The 19,423-nt window shown below is 69.5% G+C and carries 14 protein-coding genes; 11 read left to right on the top strand and 3 right to left on the bottom strand.

The features are described from left to right. Positions 1 to 51: 51 nt before the first annotated feature. Positions 52 to 2,652, top strand: coding sequence for a LuxR C-terminal-related transcriptional regulator (locus C5E05_RS11815; protein ID WP_104342038.1), 2,601 nt, complete (start codon positions 52 to 54; stop codon positions 2,650 to 2,652). Here C5E05_RS11815 and C5E05_RS11810 read toward each other — a convergent pair. Beyond that, a complete protein-coding gene (locus tag C5E05_RS11810) occupies positions 2,623 to 3,207 on the bottom strand; it encodes a hypothetical protein (RefSeq protein WP_104342037.1) in 585 nt (194 codons plus the stop codon). The two genes, C5E05_RS11815 and C5E05_RS11810, sit on opposite strands and share 30 nt — an antisense overlap. Positions 3,208 to 3,431: 224 nt before the next feature. Between C5E05_RS11810 and C5E05_RS11805 the strand changes: the two genes are divergently transcribed. Both C5E05_RS11805 and C5E05_RS11800 read left to right on the top strand, forming a co-directional pair. Beyond that, on the top strand, positions 3,432 to 4,541 hold the full coding sequence (locus tag C5E05_RS11805; RefSeq protein ID WP_104342036.1) for a DUF418 domain-containing protein: 1,110 nt from the start codon (positions 3,432 to 3,434) through the stop codon (positions 4,539 to 4,541). 137 nt (positions 4,542 to 4,678) lie between these two features. Further along, complete coding sequence (locus C5E05_RS11800; protein WP_104342035.1) at positions 4,679 to 4,978, top strand: hypothetical protein; 300 nt, start codon at positions 4,679 to 4,681, stop codon at positions 4,976 to 4,978. Positions 4,979 to 5,035: 57 nt separating this feature from the next. On the opposite strand, the gene glgX is transcribed toward C5E05_RS11800, so the two are convergent. Next, positions 5,036 to 7,081, bottom strand: coding sequence for a glycogen debranching protein GlgX (gene glgX / locus C5E05_RS11795; protein WP_104342034.1), 2,046 nt, complete (start codon positions 7,079 to 7,081; stop codon positions 5,036 to 5,038). A gap of 195 nt (positions 7,082 to 7,276) precedes the next feature. Here glgX and C5E05_RS11790 point away from each other — a divergent pair, with 195 nt between their 5' ends. The 7 genes from C5E05_RS11790 to nagB all read left to right on the top strand — a co-directional run bounded on the left by C5E05_RS11790 (position 7,277) and on the right by nagB (position 14,579). After that, positions 7,277 to 7,579, top strand: a complete 303-nt coding sequence (locus tag C5E05_RS11790; RefSeq protein WP_104243600.1) for a DUF427 domain-containing protein — start codon at positions 7,277 to 7,279, stop codon at positions 7,577 to 7,579. A 490-nt stretch (positions 7,580 to 8,069) separates the two neighbouring features. Then, a complete protein-coding gene (locus C5E05_RS11785) occupies positions 8,070 to 8,759 on the top strand; it encodes a DUF998 domain-containing protein (RefSeq protein ID WP_104342033.1) in 690 nt (229 codons plus the stop codon). Next, complete coding sequence (locus C5E05_RS11780) at positions 8,756 to 9,985, top strand: sensor histidine kinase (protein WP_104342032.1); 1,230 nt, start codon at positions 8,756 to 8,758, stop codon at positions 9,983 to 9,985. The genes C5E05_RS11785 and C5E05_RS11780 overlap by 4 nt, the downstream gene beginning before the upstream one ends. Further along, complete coding sequence (locus C5E05_RS11775) at positions 9,982 to 10,644, top strand: response regulator transcription factor (RefSeq protein ID WP_104342031.1); 663 nt, start codon at positions 9,982 to 9,984, stop codon at positions 10,642 to 10,644. The genes C5E05_RS11780 and C5E05_RS11775 overlap by 4 nt, the downstream gene beginning before the upstream one ends. 242 nt (positions 10,645 to 10,886) lie before the next feature. Further along, positions 10,887 to 11,603: a GntR family transcriptional regulator gene (locus C5E05_RS11770; protein ID WP_104299998.1), complete on the top strand. Its 717-nt coding sequence runs from the start codon at positions 10,887 to 10,889 to the stop codon at positions 11,601 to 11,603. A gap of 94 nt (positions 11,604 to 11,697) precedes the next feature. After that, positions 11,698 to 13,617 carry an N-acetylglucosamine-specific PTS transporter subunit IIBC gene (gene nagE / locus C5E05_RS11765; RefSeq protein ID WP_104342030.1) on the top strand — a complete coding sequence of 640 codons (1,920 nt, stop codon included), beginning with the start codon at positions 11,698 to 11,700 and terminating at the stop codon, positions 13,615 to 13,617. Between the two features lie 179 nt (positions 13,618 to 13,796). Next, positions 13,797 to 14,579, top strand: coding sequence for a glucosamine-6-phosphate deaminase (gene nagB / locus C5E05_RS11760; RefSeq protein ID WP_104342029.1), 783 nt, complete (start codon positions 13,797 to 13,799; stop codon positions 14,577 to 14,579). 881 nt (positions 14,580 to 15,460) lie between these two features. On the opposite strand, the gene nagA is transcribed toward nagB, so the two are convergent. Next, entirely contained in the window at positions 15,461 to 16,606 is a 1,146-nt protein-coding gene (nagA, locus tag C5E05_RS11755; protein WP_104342028.1) for an N-acetylglucosamine-6-phosphate deacetylase, read from the bottom strand. A gap of 314 nt (positions 16,607 to 16,920) precedes the next feature. On the opposite strand from nagA, the gene C5E05_RS11750 reads away from it, so the two are divergent. Next, the gene (locus C5E05_RS11750; protein WP_104342027.1) at positions 16,921 to 19,227 is read left to right on the top strand and encodes a S8 family serine peptidase; all 2,307 of its coding nucleotides are present in this window, start codon (positions 16,921 to 16,923) and stop codon (positions 19,225 to 19,227) included. Positions 19,228 to 19,423 lie beyond the last annotated feature (196 nt).

Genomic DNA, 19,423 nt, shown 5'->3' with positions numbered 1-19,423 from the left:
GGCGCGACCCCAGCCGACACGAGCGTCCATCCCCGGAAGCGTCCGAACACCGTGAACCCGTCCCCCCAGCAGGAACCGCGCAGTGACCGACTCCGAGCACTGCTCGGTTCCGCCAGCACGTCGCGGGCTGTCGTGATCCGCGCCCCATGGGGCTTCGGGAAGTCGAGGGTGCTCGACGGGTGGGATGAGGGCGACGGTCGCCACGTCGTCCGCGTCGTCATCGACCCAGGGGGCGCGACCCGCGAGAGCTTCTGGCATGACGTCGCAGCGGCCCTCCCCGGGCACGGGTCCGAGCGTTCCTCGCTTGGCGACGCCCGTCCGGCCGAGGCGCTTGTCGAGGACGTCCTCGTGGCGCACCCCCTGACGCTGGTCGTCAACGGGTTCGAGTATCTCGACGAGCAGCCGAGCGTGGAGGCGGATCTCATCTCGCTGCTGACGCGCGCGCCCGGTGTCCGGGTCGTGATCGCCAGTCGACGGGAGACGAGCTTCGAGGACGCTCGCACGCGCATGTCGTTGGATGTGCAGGTCATCGCGGCCGAGGAGCTGCTGTTCACGACCGAAGAGATCGAAGCCGAGCTGCGAAGCGCCGGAATGGGCGCCCCAGCTCTGACCGCCGTCGTCGAACGCGCTTCGGGGCGCGTGCCAGCGCTCGTGAAGCTCAGCCTGCTCGAGCTCTCCGGAGGGGGCCATCCGAACACGGTCGACGTGCTCGAGCGATGGCTGACCCAGCGGCTCGGCGACTACGTCGCTGCGACGATCCTCCGCGGTGACGACGACCTCGCCGCGCTCGCCATCGGCGCGGACCTCCTCGACGAGACCCTGGCGGGTCAGCTCACCGCCCGACCCGGAGCCCAGGTGCTGGACGAGTTCGAGCGCCGTGGACTCGGCGCACGAGAGCGACTCGTGCTGGAGGACGGCCAGAGCCAAGCGGTGTTCCGCTTCACACCGACCACCGCGCGGGCAGGTCGTGCGTCGCTGCGGGCCAAGGACGCGAAAGCCCTCTTCGGCCAGCGCCGATCCTTCGCCGCCTGGGCCAAGGAGCGAGGCCAACCGCACGCGGCGCTGACCGCCGCGGTCGATGGATCCGACTACGCGCTTGCCTCGAGCATCGTCATGGACCACTGGTTCGAGCTGGGTGACGACCGTCCCCAGGTTGTCGCAGCGCTCGAACGGCTTCCGCGCGTGACGATCGCGCGATGGCCGCTCCTCGGAGTGGAACTCGCCCTCTGCTACCTCGCGATGAAGGACCACCAGTGGCGAGCCGCGGAGGTCTTCGCGCTCAGCCTGACCGGAATCGGGCTTCGACGGGGAACCGCATCTGCCACCGAGCAGCTCATGTACGTGCTCCTCGAGATGGTCGCCGCCAGAACCGTGTTCGGGTCGTACAAGCAAGCCAGGCACCACGCAGATCGCCTCTCGAGGATGCTCTCCGAGTTCCCCGCAGCCGAGTACGAGCACGCCCACCGCGTCATCCCGCACGCGATCTCCCAGCTCGCCGCCACGCAGCTCTTCACCGGGGCGACCCAGGACGCGCTCCAGACGCTCATCTCCGGCACGGCGACCGCGCGCCGCCTGCGCGCACCGCTCCGCGCCCAGTACTTCCCGCTCTCCCTGCGCGCGGGCGCCCACGCGATCGCGGGGGAGCTCGCCGAAGCGCAGCTGGCGATCGTGGAATCGGACAGCGTCCCCGGCCAGGAGCATCGGCACGATGACTACAGCGGCTCGCCCGCTCGCCTCGCTGAGGCCTACCTGCACCTGGAGGCGGGCCGCTACGAAGCAGCCCTGGAGGTGCTCGCGCGGCTCCACCCCCACTACGGCACCATCGAGAACATCCACCTCCTCCTCGAAGCCGAGACCTGGGCGCACATCGGACTGGACCCCGCCCAAGGGCTCGACCGCATCCTGGAGATCAGGAAGCTCGCGGAGCGCCAGCGCCGACTCCCGAGCTACGTGACCGCGCACCTCGACCGTTCGACGGCGCACGTCGCGCTCGCCACCCATCGCGTCGCCCTCGCCGCGCAGTACTCCCGCGGCGTCGACGTGCTCGGGCGTGTGCCGGCAGCCACCCTTCGCGCGAAGGTCGACCTCGCTCGCCAGTCGGACACCGATGCCCTCGGCGTGCTGCTGCGCTATCCGCCCGTGCGCGACACGACCCTGCGCGACCGCATCGATCACGAGCTCACCCTCGCAACTGCCCACCAGCGGACCGGACACCGCGACTCCGCGGTCACCCTGCTCCGGAGCGCCGCGGCGAGCCTCACGAACGCCGGGCTGACGCTCCCGCTCCTCGGCCATCGCTCGATCGGACACGCCGAGCTCACGTCGCTCGCGATGGAGACCGGCATCCTCCTCCCGAGCCTGCCGGACAGCCTCACCGCGCCGGAAGAGTCCCAGCACGCCGCGCCGCCGAAGCTCACGCCGAGGGAGATCGCCGTGCTGCGGGAGCTGATGGACAACGCAAGCTACGCAGAAGTCAGCGCGCGCCTCGACGTCAGCATCAACACCGTGCGCACGCAGGTGCGTTCGCTGTACAGCAAGCTCGAGGTGCGTTCACGCGAAGAGGCGATCAACGCCGCGCTCACCATCCATCTGCTCGACGACCAGCCGCGCCCCGGAGGGCGATCAGACCAGGCCGGCCGAACGCAGTTGTGAGCGCAAGCGTCGCATCAGCGCGCCGAGAGTCGTGTACGTGAGCACGCGGATGCAGAAGAGCAGCGCCACGAGCCCGGGCGTCGCTGCGCCAGGGGCGAGGACCAGGAGCGACATCGCGGCGATCGCGGTCCCGCCGGCAGCGCACGCGAGCAGCCACGTCGTCCACGGCACGTCGGTCGTCGTCGCCTCGGCACCTGGGCGGGACCTCCGAAGGACGAGGCGTCCGAGGAGCAGGACGAGCTCCATCACCAGCGCGGGCAGGGAGAGGGCGACGATGGCGATGGCCCCGAGCGGGGTGATCATGAGGAAGATGCCGGTACAGAACGCGACGATGATCGCGCTCCCGAAACGGGGCACGAGCAGCGCTGCGAGCATCGGCAGCATCATCGTCATCGACGCGACGACCGCGTAGGCGGGCGGGTTCACCGTGGCCAACACCGTCGTCACGGGTGCCAGGGCCAGAGCGACCACCGCATTCAGGGCAGAGAGGGCGCCGAGGCGAAGCAGCGCAGAGCTCGCCCAGCGAGTCGGTGCACGTGATGTCCGCGAGTTCATGCAGGTCGTCCTGTCCGTAGCCGAGTGTCTGCTGCCATTCTCCAACCCGGCGGGCCGTCCAGGTCACCCCAGAGGCTGACGCGGGTCCATCCGGCGGCGGACGCGGGTCCATCCGGCGGCGGACGCGGGTCCATCCGGCGGCGGACGCGAGCCGTCACGCCCCCGCCAGATGATGGGTCGTCGCGTCATTCCCGAGATCCGGGCCGCGCCGCGAAAGGCATGTCTTGACTTCCCCCTCTTCCCCAGAACGCGCACCCGCTGCACCTGCATCTGCATCCGCCCGTGGCCGAATCGCCGCCCTCGACGTCATCCGTGGTGCCGCACTCTGCGGCATCCTCTTCGTCAACATCGCCCCGCTCGTGCACTTCGGCTCCGACACCGGCGTGCTCCAGCCCGCCGATCTCGGCGACCCGAGCGGCTGGCTGCAGCTGTTCGTGCAGCAGCGCTTCTTCCCGATCTTCTCGCTGCTCTTCGGAATCGGCTTCGCGCTCTTCTTCAATTCCGCCGCGCGACGCTCGCGCCGACCGAGGCTCGTGCTGCTCAGGCGCCTCCTGCTCCTCCTCGCCATCGGCATCCCCTTCGAGTTCCTGCAGAGCGGCTCCGCGCTCTGGCCGTACGCCATCGCCGGCCTGCTCGTGCTGCTTCCGAGCACCTGGCTGCCGCGCTGGGCCGTCGCCGTCGGCGCCGCCGTGCTCATCGTCGCGAGTCTCGCGCTGACGGGTGGCGGCATCACCCTCATCCCGGGCGTCTTTCTCCTCGGCGCCACCCTCACTCGGTACGGCATCGTGCAGTCGATCGGCCGCTCGCGTGGCGGCTCCGTCGTCGCGCTCCTCGCCTTCACCGCGGCCTCGATCCCGCTCGCGATCTGGCAGGCGGGGGACATCCGGATGTCCGGCTTCGACCTCGCCTCCGGGCTCGCCGGATTCGCGATGGCCGGCGCATACATCGCGCTGCTCTCACTGCTCATGACGACCCGCGCCGCGCGTGTCCTGCAGGCCGTCTTCACGCCGCTCGGAAAGATGGCGCTCACGAACTACGTCGCTGCAGCCCCGCTGATGCTCGCCGCAGGTGCGCTCTTCGACCTGCCCAACAGCACCTCGTGGACGCTGCTGCTCAGCATCGTCGTCGGCATCCTCGTGCTGCAGTGGATCGCGAGCACGCTCTGGCTGCGTGCCTTCACGCAAGGACCGCTCGAATGGCTCTGGCGTTGGGGCACGTGGGGTACGCGCGGGCCCCTCCGGCGAGACTCGGTTCGGAGAGGCGACATGCGCGTCACGGAACGCAGTGCTGAGCGGGCGGACACAGCAGCGTGGACGAGCGCTCCTCGACCATGAGCGTGGTCACCGGGTCACCGGGTCACCGGGTCACCGGGTCGCTGACGTGCTGCTCGTCGTCGCTTGCTGGACCGCCGTCGATCTCGCCGGGGCGTTCGCGGAGAAGGGGCCCAGGGAGGCCTCGTAGTGTGCACGCCATGGACGTGATGCACCTCGATGGCTCGTCGGATCCCGCCCGAGTCGAGGACCTGCTTGCGCTGCTTGCCGAGCTCGACGATGCGAGTGATGAGGAGCCGGACGTCGGCGCCGGCGACCCGTACGGCTGGTTCGTCACCGCCTTCGCATCCGGAACCGTGGTGCTGTCGCATGCTGCACGACCGCACGATCCGGAACTCGTGCTCTCCGATGTACCCAGGGATGAGGCCCTCGTGATCTTCACCGAGGTCGTCCGTGGAGAGATGGACGCCGTCCTCGCGCGCCCCTGGGTCGAAGACTGAGCACTCGGCGCTCCCCGGTCAGCACGGACGCAGGGAGCACCGAAGACGCGGGGACCGTCAGCGCTCGGCCGGCGAACGCAGCAGTGTGAACGAGCCCTCCTTGACCATGAGCGTGGTCACCGGGTCGCTGACTCGCTGCTCGTCGTCGCTCGAGAGCGCCAGCTCCCAGGTGCCGTGAGGTGCCTCTGGAACCGTGAACTCGACGGCGTTCTCCGCCGCGTTCAGCAGCAGGGCGAACGAGTCGGCGCCGACGTGCGAGAACACGAACGCGATGGAACGCGCATCCGGGTTCTCCCAGTCCGCGTCGTCGAAGCCACGCGCGTCGGAGCGCAGTACGTCCACGGTGTCATCGGCACCCGTGTCCGGTGCCTGGCGGAACCAGACCGGCCGCAGTGCGGGATGCTCAGCACGCAGCGAGAGCAGCGTCCGCGTGAACTCGAGCAGCTCGGTGTCGACCGCCTCCCAATCGAACCAGGAGATCTCGTTGTCCTGGCAGTAGGCGTTGTTGTTGCCGCCCTGCGTGCGGCCGAGCTCGTCGCCGCCGAGGATCATGGGCACACCCGCCGAGAGGAGCAGCGTCGCGAGCAGGTTGCGGCGCTTGCGGGCGCGGCGCTCGTTCACCGCCTCGTCCTCGGTGGGGCCCTCCGCACCGCCGTTCGCCGAGCGGTTGTCGCTCTCGCCATCCTGGTTGTCCTCGCCGTTCGCCGCGTTGTGCTTGTCGTTGTACGCGGTGAGGTCGGCGAGCGTGAACCCGTCGTGCGCGGTGATGAAGTTCACGCTCGACAGCGGCGAGCGGCGGCTCGCCTCGTACACGTCAGGTGAGCCGAGGATGCGCTGCGCCGTCGTGCCGAGGGTCGCGTCGCTGCCGTTCCAGTAGTCGCGGGCGTCGTCGCGGAACTTGCCGTTCCACTCCGACCAGTCCGCGGGGAACCCGCCCACCTGGTACCCGGCCGTGTCCCACGGCTCGGCGATCATCTTGACCGGCGCGAGCACCGGATCCTGCTGGATGAGCGTGAGGAAGGCGCTGTGCAGCTCCGCGTCGCCGCCCTGACGTGTGAGGGTCGTGGCCAGGTCGAAGCGGAACCCATCGACGTGCATCTCGCTCACCCAGTACCGCAGCGAGTCCATGATGAGCCCGAGCGCCGCCGGGTGGCCCACGTTCACGCTGTTGCCCGTTCCGGTGGTGTCGAAGTAGTGGCTCTCATCGCCCTCCACCAGGCGGTAGTAGGCGGCGTTGTCGATGCCCTTGAACGACAGCGTCGGCCCCAGGTGGTTGCCCTCAGCCGTGTGGTTGTAGACCACGTCGAGGATTACCTCGAGGCCAGCGGCGTGGAGGGCCTTCACGAGCTCCTTGAACTCGGCGACCTGGCCGCCGCCGTCGCCAGCCGCCGCGTAGTCGCCGTGCGGGGCGAAGAAGCCGATCGAGTTGTAGCCCCAGTAGTTGCGCAGCCCCTTCTCCTCGAGGTGGCTGTCCTGCACGAACTGCTGCACGGGCAGCAGCTCGACCGAGGTCACGCCGAGGTCGACGAGGTGCTTGATGGCCGCCGGGTGCGCGAGGCCCGCGTACGTTCCGCGGATCTCCTCAGGCACCTCCGGGTGCAGCTGCGTGAAGCCCTTGACGTGCACCTCGTAGACGACCGTCTTGTCGAGGGGGACACGCGGCGAAACGTCGTCGCCCCAGTCGAAGCTGGGATCGGCGACGACGCTCAGGGGGACCGAGCCTGCCGAGTCGGTGTCGTCGCGCCGCTCCGGCTCGTTCATGTCGTGGCCGAACACCGACTGCGACCACGCGTACTGGCCCTCGATCGCCGTGGCGTGCGGGTCGAGCAGCAGCTTGTTCACGTTGTGGCGGAGGCCACGCTCCGGGTCCCATGGACCATCGGCGCGCAGCCCGTAGCGGGAGCCGACCTGCAACTCGTCGACGAAGCCGTGGAAGACGTGGCCCGTGCGGTGCTCGAGGCGCGTCCGGGTCTCGGCCCCGGACTCGTCGAAGGTGCACACATCCACAGAATCTGCGGTCTCGGAGTACACCGCGAAGTTCGATCTGCCGTCGACGGTGCTGAAGCCGAGCGGATACGGGCGGGAGGGTGCGGAGTTCGACAACGGGGGACCTTCCAATGGCGGGGGAGCTGGGGCCCGGCACGGATCCCCGCCGCTGAGAGTAGGGCAGGCGATCGGCGTCGCTGCCGACGTTCTCCCAGGTACGAGCGACGCGCATCCACGCACATCACCCTTCTCCCAGCTGACGGGGCGACGCTTCCCGTCTACCCACTCGCTATTCGTCGAAGGAAGACCACCATGAAGGCAACTGTCAACGGAACCGTCATCGCCGAAGCGCCCGAGTCGGAGCTCGTCGGCATCGAAGGCAACCACTACTTCCCGCCGTCGTCGTTGCACTCCGAGTCGTTCACGAAGAGCGACACGCAGTACACGTGCCCGTGGAAGGGACACGCGCAGTACTGGGACGTCGTCGTCGACGGCGCCACGCACCGTGACGCGGCCTGGAGCTACCCGGAGCCGTTCGACGGCTCGACCGAACGCGTCGGCCACGACTTCGCCGGCTACGTCGCCTTCGATAAGTCGCAGGTCAGCCTCGGCTGACCGCGCCGCGCCCGCGCGCCCCGCGCCCCGCCTCGCGCCCCGCGACAAGGTCACTTTCGACCCATCGGAGGGCTGAGGATGGGCGGAAAGTGACCTTTTCGGGGCGGTGGGACCGCCGGGTCGCGTCCGCCTGCGTGCCCGCGTCCGTCTCCGCACCCGTCTCCGCGTCCGCACCCGCCTGCCTGTCCGCGTCCGAGTCCGCCTCTGCGTCCGCACCCGCATGCGCGTCCGCGTCCGAACTCGGATCCCCATCCGCCTCCGGACGCGCCTCGGCCTCCGCGAGAAGGTCGCTTTGGGCCCTCCGGAGGGCTGCGGATGGGCGGAAAGTGACCTTTTTCGGGGCGGTGGGACCGCGAGGTGAGCCCCGGCCCGCGTGACCGCCGGGCCGCGTCCGCCTGCGGCCTTCAGCCCGCGGGCCCGCTGCTCGTACCCAGGTATGAGAAATCGAGCCTTCGCTCAATTCCCGCCCGCGAATTCCTAGCGTGAGGGGATGCTTGCGCACAGACTCACCGAAGCAGAGCGGACCCCCACGACGCCGACCGCGATGTGGCTGGCGGCCGCGATCCTCCTCGTGAGCGTCGCGACGATCTGGTTCACAAGATCGCAGGTGACGGAGCAGGTGTATGTCAGCGGATTAGGTGCCACGGGCATGCCAACGGCCGACGTCTTCAACACCGCTCTGCTCGGAATCGGCGTTGGCGCGCTCCTCGGGGCCCCGTCGTTGCACGGCATCCGATCACGGCTGCGCTGGTTGAGCTGGAGCGCATCCGGCACCCTCGTCGCCACGGCGCTGGCGTTCGTGGGGGCATCCCAGGTGACCTGCACGTACGGCTGCCCCATCCCGTTCACGCCGGGCTCGACGCTGCAGGACCTCGTTCACATCGTCTTCGCCGCGACGGGCTTCACCGGGGCTGCTGTCGTCATGGTGCAGCTCGCGACGAGCTCGCTCCCGCGCCTGACGCGGCTCGTCGCCTGGGGAGCTGCGGGCGCGACCGGCCTCGTCGCGGCCGCGGGCGCATCCCTCTCGCTCCTGCGGTTCCGGACGGATCTCGGCGCGACCCTCGAGTTCGTCGCCATGACCGTCGGGGTCGTCTGGCTGGCTGGCGTCCTCGTGCGACAGGCTCTCATTCCCGCCGAACGAGCCCGCGCTACGGTGTTGCCCGTGAGCGTGCTTTCGTGACCGAGCCCAGCGAGGGGCAGCCGACCAGGGCGTCGCGATTCACGCTCGGAGACGCCGCGCTCCTGGCCGTGTACGTGCTCTTCAACGGGTCGATCCTCGGGTGGCAGGCCCTGTACGTCGGCATCCCCGTGGGTGCTCTCGCTCCCGAGCTCGTCATGCTCGCGGTGGGGTGCATCGCCATCTCCCTGCGCCGCGCCGCGCCCGCCGTCGCGATCTCCGCCGCGGCCCTCACCTTCGCGCTGGCGGTGCCGCTGCAGCTCCCCGCCGACCTCTTCGTGCTCGCCGTCGTGACCTACTCGATCGCGGCGGGCGGCACGCCCCGCGTGGGGATCTTCTCGTGGGTCGGCCTCAGCCTCGTCGCCGCGATCAGCGCGTCCACCCTCCGGCTCGTCGTCGACGATCCGCCGCTCGTCGGACGCTGGCAGGTCGACCTCCTCCTCATCCTCGGCGTCGGGGTCGCGGCCCTCCTCATCGGTCTCGCGGTCGGGATGCGCCGCAGGTTCATCGCCTCCCTCATCCAGCTCGCCGAGGAGCTGACTATCGAACGGGACCGCTCCGCTCAGCTCGCGACGCACGCCGAGCGAGCCCGCATCGCCCGCGAGGTGCACGACATCTTCTCGCACGGCCTCCAGGTGATCGTGAGCAGCGCCGACGGCGCCTCGGCGGTCCTGGACCGCGACCCTGACCAGGCTCGAGGGCTGCTGGCCGCCATCTCCGACACGGGGCGACGCTCGATGCGCGAGGCGCGCACCGTGTTCTCGCTGCTCAACGATGCCGAGACTCCGGCCGCCCCTGCACCGCAGCCGTCGCTGGACGCGCTGCCGGAGTTCATCGATCGCTCCCGCGACGCCGGGCTCGACGTGCGGTTCACGGAAGAGGGCACTCCTGATCTCGACGCCACGCGCCAGCTCGTCGCCTTCCGGGTCACGCAGGAAGCGCTCACGAACACGCTCCGCCATGCCGGTCGCGACGCTCGTGTCGATGTGACGCTGACCCACTCGCCGTCCGGTTCGTTTCTCGAGGTCGTCGACGACGGGCCGCCGAGCGGAGCGCCGCTCGGCGCAGCGAGCCGCGGCTCGGGCTCGGGCCTCATCGGGATGCGGCAGCGGCTGGACATCGTGGCAGGCATGCTCGAGGCGGGCCCCCGAGCGCATCATTCCGGCTGGCGCGTTCGGGCCGTGATCCCGTCCGTCGCCGCCTCTGCGGGGAAGGGGCTCCCGTCGTGAAGATCCGCGTCGCTCTCGTCGATGACCAGGACCTGGTCCGAACCGGCTTCCGCCTCGTCCTCGAAGCGGACGGCGACTTCACCGTCGTCGGCGAGGCGTCCGGTGGCCGCGCGGGTGTGGCGCTCGCCGCCCGAACGCGGCCGGATGTCGTGCTGATGGATGTGCGGATGCCCGACCTCGACGGCATCGCCGCGACCCGAATGATCGTCCGTGACAGCCCGGTCCGAGTGATCGTCCTGACCACGTTCAACAGCGACTCCTCGGTCACGCAGGCGCTGCACGCCGGCGCGAGCGCCTTCCTGCTGAAGGATGTGCGCCCGGCCGAGCTCATGCAGGCCATCCGCGACGTCCACGCGGGCGACTTCGTGCTGCCCCCGGCGCTGGCGCGGGACGTCGGGGAGCTCACAGACCCCGACGCCGCTCGCACGCTTCCTCCCGGCGGGGCACCCGAGCTGAGTGTGCTCTCGCCGCGAGAGCTCGAGGTGCTCATCGCGATCGGCCAGGGCCTGAGCAACCCCGAGATCGCGGTCGAGCTGTTCCTCAGCGAGTCGACCGTGAAGTCGCACGTCGGACGCATCCTCGCGAAGCTCGAGCTCCGCGATCGCGTCCAGGCCGTGATCCTCGCGCACCGCGCCGGCCTCGTCGGCGGTGGTGCCTAGGGTCGGTCGATCCGGCGCTGGTTCCCATCCGCCGACCCGCCGAGCCCCGCCGAGCCCCGCCGCGCCCCGCCGCTTCATCCCGCCATCCCGCGAAAAGGTCACTTTCCGCCCTTCCGAGGGCTGGGGATGGGCGCAAAATGACCTCTTCGGGGCGGTGAGATCACGAGGCGTGCCGAGGGCGTGCCGAGGCGAGGCGCTGCGGTCGTCGTACCCGGGTCCGGACGCGATGGGATACTGGCGGGATGGCACGCGTCAGTGGTTCAACAGCTCTCGAGGGCGTTCGCGCCCTCGCCGCATCGCTCTCCCCGGGCGAGTTGCTGCCGTCGGAACGCACGCTCTCAGCACAGCTGGGGGTGGCTCGCATGACCGTCCGAGCGGCGATCGATGTCCTCGAGCGTGAGGGGCTCGTCCGCACGAAGCGCGGTATCGGCACCGAGAAGCTCGCCCCGCCCGTCTCCCTGCAGGTTCGGCTGCGGTCGTTCGCGAGCGCCGTCCGCGAGCACGGGATGCGCGCCGAGACGCGGGTGCTCTCGTTCGTTCGGAGCACGGAGCGCCCGGACGAGGTGGAAGAGCACCTGCAGCTCCCGCCGGAAGCTGAGACCATCCACCTGCGCAGGCTGCGACTCGGCGATGACCGTCCGCTCGCGCTTGAGGACGAGTGGCTGCCCGCGGCCCTGGTGCCGCAGCTCGACGAGGAGACGGCCAAGGGGAGCCTCTACGAGATGCTCGAGACGCTCGATCTGCTGCCGACGGAGGGGGTCGAGGTCGTCACGGCCACGCTGCCGAGCCCCGAGGAGATCGAGGTGCTCGGCATCGCCGCGAGCTACCCGGTCCTGCGTCTCACTCGCGCCGCGATCGCCCGCGGCCTGCCCATGTCGTACTCACGTGCGACGTTCCCCGCGGATCGTTTCGAGCTCACGTTCCCGCTCCAGGAGCGCCTCACGCTGCCCTTCTCCTGACGCAAACCGAACCACCGGCGAACTCTGGTCTATACCAGGGCGGATTTTCCAAGTAGAGTCCCCCTAACTTTTCCTTTGACCATGGAGTCACGCCATGAAATATCTCCAGAAACTCGGCAAGTCGCTCATGCTGCCGGTGGCTGTCCTGCCGGTAGCGGCGATCCTGTCCGGTATCGGGTACTGGATCCTCAACACGGCAGGCGAGAACTTCGTTCAGGCCTTCTTCACCGCTGCAGGTGGCGCGCTGCTCGACAACCTGCCCCTGCTCTTCGCGCTCGGCGTGGCAATCGGAATGGCATCGAAGCCAGACGGTACCGCCGCGCTCGCGGGGCTCGTGTCGTGGCTCGTCGTCACGCGGCTCCTCAGTCCTGAGACGGTCGCGACGCTGCAGGGCATCCCGGTTGAGGATGTCAACATCGGCTTCGGGCGCATCGAGAACGCCTTCGTCGGCATCATCTGCGGTCTCATCGGCGCGTACTGCTACGACAAGTTCAAGGACGTCCAGCTGCCGGCCGCCCTGTCGTTCTTCTCGGGCAAGCGCTCCGTCGCGATCGTCACGACCGGTGCATCCCTCGTCGTCGCACTCGCGCTCTACTTCGTGTGGCCGGTGCTGTTCGGTGGCCTCGTCTCGTTCGGTGAGTGGATGGTCGGGCTCGGCCCGGTCGGCGCCGGCCTCTACGGCTTCTTCAACCGCCTGCTCATCCCGCTCGGCCTCCACCACGCGCTCAACGCGGTGTTCTGGTTCGACGTCGCCGGCATCAACGACCTCGGCAACTTCCTGAACGGCACGGGCACGGCAGGCGTCACCGGCCAGTACATGACCGGCTACTTCCCGATTATGATGTTCGGTCTGCCCGGTGCGGCGCTCGCCATGTACCTCACGGCCAAGACCAACCGCCGCAAGGTCACCGCCGGCATCCTGCTGTCCGGCGCCTTCGCGTCGTTCTTCGTCGGCGTCACCGAGCCGCTCGAGTTCGCGTTCATGTTCCTCGCGCCAGCGCTGTACGTGGTCCACGCGATCTTCACCGGCATCTCGATGTTCATCATGGCGCTGCTGCCGGTGCGCATGGGCTTCGGGTTCTCCGGCGGGTTCATCGACCTCATGCTCGGCTGGGTCAACCCCCTGGCGCAGAATCCGTGGGCGATCTTCCTGGCCGGCGCCATCTGGTTCGTCATCTACTTCGTCTCGTTCTACTTCATCATCAAGCGCTTCGACCTGAAGACGCCGGGTCGCGAAGACGAGGAAGTCGAAGTGGATGAGACATCGACAGGGTCGTCGAAGTTCCTCAACCAGGCATCCGCGATCCTCAAGGGGCTCGGTGGCAAGGACAACGTGCTCGAGCTCGACAACTGCGCCACGCGGCTCCGCATGGAGATCGCCGACGTGTCGAAGGTGGATGATGCGGCCATCCGCCGTGCTGGTGCTGCCGGCATCATGAAGCCGGGCGGAAAGTCGGTGCAGGTCATCTACGGCCTCGAGGTGCAGTTCGTGAAGGATGCGATGGAGGACCTCATCGCAGGCCGAGTCGAGGCGCCTTCCGCGCCCGTCGCGGTGGCGGATGCCGCGGTGGCCGCGCCGTCGCAGGGTGGCGTCGCCACGAAGACCGTGCTCACCGTGCGCCAGCCGGTTGCCGGTCGCGTCGTTCCGCTCTCCGAGGTTCCGGATGCGACGTTCTCCCAGGGGATCATGGGTTCTGGGGTCGCGGTCGAGCCCACGGGCGACACCGTGTGGGCGCCGGCAGACGGCACCGTCGCGCACGTCTTCCCGACGAGTCACGCGGTCGCGTTGAAGCTCCGTGATGGCACCGAGCTGCTGGTCCACGTCGGTGTGGACACCGTGGAGATGAAGGGTGAGGGATTCGAGACGCTTGTCGCTGTCGGCGATGAGGTCGTGGAGGGCACGCCACTCCTGCGGTTCGACCTCGACGCCATCCGCGCGGCTGGGCATCCTGCCGTGACTCCGGTCATCGTGCTCGGGGGTGGCGACGTCGAGCTGAGGCTGCGTCAGGACTGAGTTCGCGCTCTGATCAGCGGGGTGGGCTGCCGGATCGGCAGCCCACCCCGCTGCCCTTGGTGGACTAGACCACGCATCGGTTTCCCGGTATTGTGATGCGCAACACGTCTCGCCGATTCGGCCGCACGTCCAGACTGGACTGAGGCGCCCCGATCGCCTTCGATCTCTAGGAGCAGCGCATGGAAGTTGTCATCATGGCCGGGCCGGCAGAGGTCGGCGCCTTTGCAGCTGGACGAATCGCGGACGTCGTCGCGGGCAATCCGGAAGCGGTGCTCGGCGTCGCTACCGGTTCCAGCCCCCTGGAGATCTACCGCTCGCTCGCCGCCCGACGCGCTGAAGGCCTCGACTTCAGCCGAGTGAGCGCCTTCGCCCTCGACGAGTACGTCGGCATCGCCAGGTCGCACGCCGAGTCGTACCACGCCGTGGTCGGCCGTGAGGTGGTCGAGCCGCTCGGCCTCGACCCCGCGCGGGTGCACGTGCCGGATGGCCTCGCGGCCGACCTCGACGCCGCCTGCGAGGACTACGAGGCCAAGATCGCCGCCGCTGGAGGCGTCGACGTGCAGCTCCTCGGCATCGGGGCGAACGGGCACATCGGATTCAACGAGCCCACGTCCTCGCTCTCCTCCCGCACACGCGTGAAGACGCTCGCCCCCAAGACGCGCACCGACAACGCACGCTTCTTCGACAAGCCGGAGGACGTGCCGGTGCACTGCCTCACGCAGGGGCTCGGCACCATCCTCGACGCGCGCAGTGTCGTGCTCGTCGCGCAGGGTGCGTCGAAGGCGCGCGCGGTCGCCGCGATGGTCGAGGGGCCCGTCTCCTCGATGTGGCCGGGTTCCGTGCTGCAGCTGCACCGCCGGGCGACGATCGTCATCGACGAGGCCGCGGCCGCCGAGCTCACCATGGCCGACTACTACCGGTACACGGTCGAGCACCGAGCCGGCGTCCAGCCCGAGGCGTAGCCCTCGAAGGCGGCCGCCGCGCCCTATCGTCCGCTGCGACGAGGCTCGCCGTCGGCGTCGCGAACGTGGCGTCGCGGAAACCTCGGCTTATCGTCGGCCTATCGGCCTATCGGCCTCTCGGCGGGGATGCGGCCGCGGCGCATCCGTCGCTTGCTCTGGCGCGCGTGGTCGAGTGACGCTGATGGGTTTTCGCGACGCTGATGGGTTTCTCGGATGCGCGTGATGGGTTTTGCCGACCGGTGATGGGTAAAAACCCATCACGGTCGCCGAAACCCATCACGCGCCTCAGGATGACGGGGGTCGCGCCGACGCAGCGCGAAGGTGGCACGGGTTGGAACCTCGGCTTTTCGGCGGCTGCGACCGGGTGACATTCGGGTGGCAGCTGCGGCCTTCACTGCTCCCTCGGTGGGGCGACATCCGGGGACAGCTGCGGCACTCGGCTGATTCGGCTGGCTGGGCGAGAGCCTGGGGACATCCGGGGACGGCTGCGGCATTCGGCTTCCTCGGCTGGGCGAGAGCCTGGGGACATTCGCGGCCTTGCGCTCCCTGGGCGGGAAACGGCTGCGGTGCATCCGTTGCCTGCTCTGACGCGGCAGGTCGCGCGTGGTCGAGTGACGCTGATGGGTTTTCGCGACGCTGATGGGTTTCTCGGATGCGCGTGATGGGTTTTGCCGACCGGTGATGGGTAGAAACCCATCACGGTCGGCAAAACCCATCACGCGCCTCAGGATGACGGGGGTCGCCGCCGACGCAGCGCGAAGGTGGCAGGGACGGCAGGATCACCGCTGGCAGGTGCGGCAGGGCGGCAGGGCGGTGCTTGCGGTGCCTGCGGTGCCTGCAGCGCCGGCGGCCACCGCTGCGTGGGTGGGGGCGGGCGTCGCTCAGCGAATCCACTCGCCGCGACGCATGACCCGCTGCACGCCGAGCGACTGGTCCAGTACGACGAGATCCGCCGAGTATCCCGGCAGCAACGACCCGACCTTCTCGAGGCCGAGGGCGGTCGCCGGCGTTGTCGACGCGGCCCGCACCACGTCGACGAGCGGCAGTCCGGCCACGGCCACCGCGTACTGCACCGCTCGCGCCATCGTGAGCGTCGATCCGGCAATCGCGCCACCCTGCGTGAGGCGGGCGACCCCGCCGCGCACCTCGACGTCGAGCGAGCCCAGCGTGTAGTCGCCATCGTGCATGCACGCGGCCGACATCGCGTCGGTGACGAGCATGAACTGGTGCGGTTTCGCGACTGCGGCGAGGCGGAGGGCCGCAGGATGCACGTGGGTGCCGTCCGCGATGAGCTCGATCACCGCATCCGGGTGCTCGAGCAATGCTGTGGCGGGGCCGGGTTCGCGGTGGTGCAGTCCGCGCATCGCATTGAAGAGGTGCGTGCCGACCGTTGCACCGTTGTCGAGCGCTTCGCGGGCGATGTCGTAGGAGGCGTCGGTGTGTCCGATGGCGGCGACGACCCCGGCGTCGGTCAGCGCCTTGATGGTGTCGAGACCACCGGGCAGCTCAGGTGCGAGCGTGACCATGCGCACCTGCCCGCGCCCTGCCGCCAGCAGCGCAGCGAGATCGCGACTGTTCGGCTCGATGAGGTGCTGCTGCGCGTGGGCGCCTGGATGCTCGCGGCTCAGCCATGGCCCCTCGAGGTGGATGCCCGCGAGGATGCCCTCCTCCACGAGGGTCGCGAGCGCCGCGACCGAGTCGCACATCGCGCCGATCTCGTCGGTGACGAGGCTCGCGACGAGCGAGGTGGTGCCCTGCTCGAGATGCGTGCGCACCGCTGTCTTCGCCGCGAGTGCGCCGCGTCCGTCGCCCGCGCCGGCGTCGTCGAACCCCGCGCCGCCTCCACCGTGCACGTGGCCATCGACGAAGCCGGGCGCGATCGTCGCTTCCCCGAGTTCGACGATGTCGCCGGAGTCCGAGGGGGGCCGCCCCGAGCCCACACGCTGCACGACGGTTCCCTCGATCTGCACCCACCCGGGCGAGAGGTGGCTGTGCGGCGTGATGACGTTCGCGGCGCTGACGATCATTCTGCTCGCTCCGTCTGTTCGGTCCTGCTCACTGGTCTGTACCAGTTGTACTTTTGCTCGTGTGGACGTCGGTGTCAAGTCGGGAAGAGGGGGAGCGCGGCTCTTGGGCGGCGTCGACAGCGACCGCCGAGGCCAGCGTTTCCCGGCCCGCGACGAGCCCGCGGATCTCGGCGAGGCGTGCGCGCTTTCGCCCGCGCCTTCCAGTAGCGGAAGTGCCGCCGCATCTGCCATTCTTGGCTCCAGTTCCATCAGCACCATCAGTTCCTGTTCCAGCCCCCGCTCCTGTTTCAGTGCCTACTCCCTGAGGTGACTTGGTGAATTCTGCTCGTACTCTCCCGCGCCTCACAGCTGCTGTCGTCGCTGCCGGACTCGTCTTCGGCGGATTCGGGGTAGGAGCAGCGTCGGCTGCCCCGGCGACCGATGACAGCGACAAGCTGTCGGGAAGGCTGACCGCCCTTGCGGCCGTCGACGTGTCCGCTGACCCTGCGGCAGCGGAACAGCAGCTCGCAGCGGCCACGCCGACGCAGCTCGCGCTGCCGGAGTCTGGCCCGGCGAGCCTGCAGCTGAGCGGCGGCAGCGTCGCGGTCACCGTCTACTACTCGACACCCCCGCTGGCCGCCGATATCGACGCACTCGCTGCGCTCGGCACCATCGACGCGGTCGCCGCGAAGTACCTCGTGATTGGAGCGACGGTTCCGGCGGGCAATCTCGAAGCCGTCGCAGGGCTTGCGAACGTGCAGTCGGTGCAGGAGACTCTCTCGCCGGTGTCCAGCGGTTCCGCGTGGGATGCGGCCAACGCTCTGACGGTGGCGGAGCCGACGGCGGAGCCGACGACGGGACCCGCTGTGGAACCCACCACCGAACCGGATGCGGACCCCAGCGCATCCGCTGACACCTGCCGCGCGGTGCCGGCCAACCTCACCGAGCCCCTCAATGTTCCCCTCGCGCGAGACCTGTATGGCGTGGATGGTGAGGGGGTGCGCATCGGGATCATCTCCGACTCGTACGACCATGCGACCGTGACGCTGCCGTCGACACCGGACGAGGATGTGGCCGCGGGCCTGCTCCCGGGAGCCGGCAACCCGTGCGGCTACACGCAACCCGTTGAGGTCGTGGTCGAGAGCGCGGCCCCGAGCACCGACGAGGGGCGCGGCATGGCCCAGCTGGTCCACTCCATCGCACCCGGCTCGACGCTGCTGTTCGCGTCCGGCAGCGGAGGGCAGGCTGGCTTCGCAAACGCCGTCGAACGTCTCTCAGAGGCCGGGGCCGACATCATCGTCGACGACCTCGGATACTACGACGAGACGATGTTCCAGGACGGAGTCGCCGCCAACTCCGTCAACGATGCGGTTGCGCTCGGCATCCCCTTCTTCACCGCCGCTGGCAACGACACGATCGTCGGCAGCCTCGGCGAGAGCGAAGGTCGCGTCATCTCCTCATGGGAGGCACCCGCCTACCGGCCGACGGCCTGCCCGGCTGCTGTCGCCGAGAACCTCGACCAGTTCGACATCACCAGCGCCGACTGCATGGACTTCGACCCGGGCGCGGGCGAGGACCCCACGAACACGCTGACCTACCCGGACCTCGCCGCCTACGACGTCAACGCCCTGTTCATGTTGCAGTGGGCTGAACCCGCTGGGGCCGCCACCAGCCGCCTCGTGGTCGCCGTCACCGACGCCGCCGGCGAGCTCGTCGCGGGCAGCCCCCTCCCCGCGGCAGGCTCGCCCGTGCAGCTCGCGGGCTTCCAGCCCACCGGCGGCGACTACAACTACACGATCGTTCGAGACACCAGCGATGGTGTACCGGCTCTCAACCCGCGGGTGAAGACGATCTTCCCGAGCAGCTACCTCCGGGCCGCCGAGTACTCCGCGGGCACCGGCGGCGACATCGTCGGGCCCTCGATCTACGGACACGCCGGCACGCCCCGAGCGTTCAGCGTCGCGGCCGCCAACGCTGCCACGCCGACGGAGCTCGAGAACTTCAGCGGCACCGGGCCCATGACGCTGTACTTCGAAGCGTTCCCGAGCACAGACGCGCTGCCCGAGCCCATCTCTGGTGCGCCGACGCTCACCTCGCTCGACGGAGGCTGGACGAACTTCTTCGGAAGCGCAGTCCAGGGCGCTGAGGGCGTCTACTCGTTCACCGGCACCTCGGCTGCTGCACCGTCAGCGGCAGCAGTTGCGGCGCTCGGGATGCAGCTCCGCCCGGGCATCACGGAGCAGGAGCTGCGGGCCGCGATCACGGCAACTGCCGAACCTATCGGCAGCATCCATGAGTTCGTCAGCGTCGCGGACTCGGCCGGGTCCGGGCTCGTCGACGCGGCCGCGTTCCTCGCAGCGCTGCCCGCGCCGACGCCGACGCCGACGCCGACGCCGACTCCGACGCCGACCCGGACGTCGACTGCCGTCCCGGTCACGCCGACGGCGGTGCCGGTTCCCGGAGTCGAGACCCACACTCCCGTGGCGACGAGTGCGACCTCGACTCCAGTGGCCACCGGGGAGCTCGCGCAGACCGGCGTCGACTCGTCGCCTGCGCTCGTGGCTGCGATCAGCGCCCTCGCGATCGCGATCGGCATCGCCGTGATGCTCGCGAGCGCCCGCAGGAAGCTCGACAACAGGTAGGGCCCGCCGCCGCGAGTCCCGCATCCCACCGCTGCGCCGCCGCATCCCGCCGCCGGAGTCCGAGCAGAGTTGTGGCGCGGTGCTGTTCGTGAGCGCGCGCGCCGCACTTTGCCACAACTCTGGTGGGGAGTGGCGGGTGCGGCGGCGCAGCGGTGGGATGCGGGACTCGCGGCGGCGGGCCCTACCTGTTGTCGAG

This window comes from Pseudoclavibacter sp. AY1H1 (assembly GCF_002931055.1).
In the GTDB taxonomy this organism is placed as follows: Bacteria; Actinomycetota; Actinomycetes; order Actinomycetales; family Microbacteriaceae; genus Pseudoclavibacter.
The sequence above is the reverse complement of the archived record's forward strand: the minus strand, read 5'-3'. Positions and strand labels throughout refer to the sequence as shown.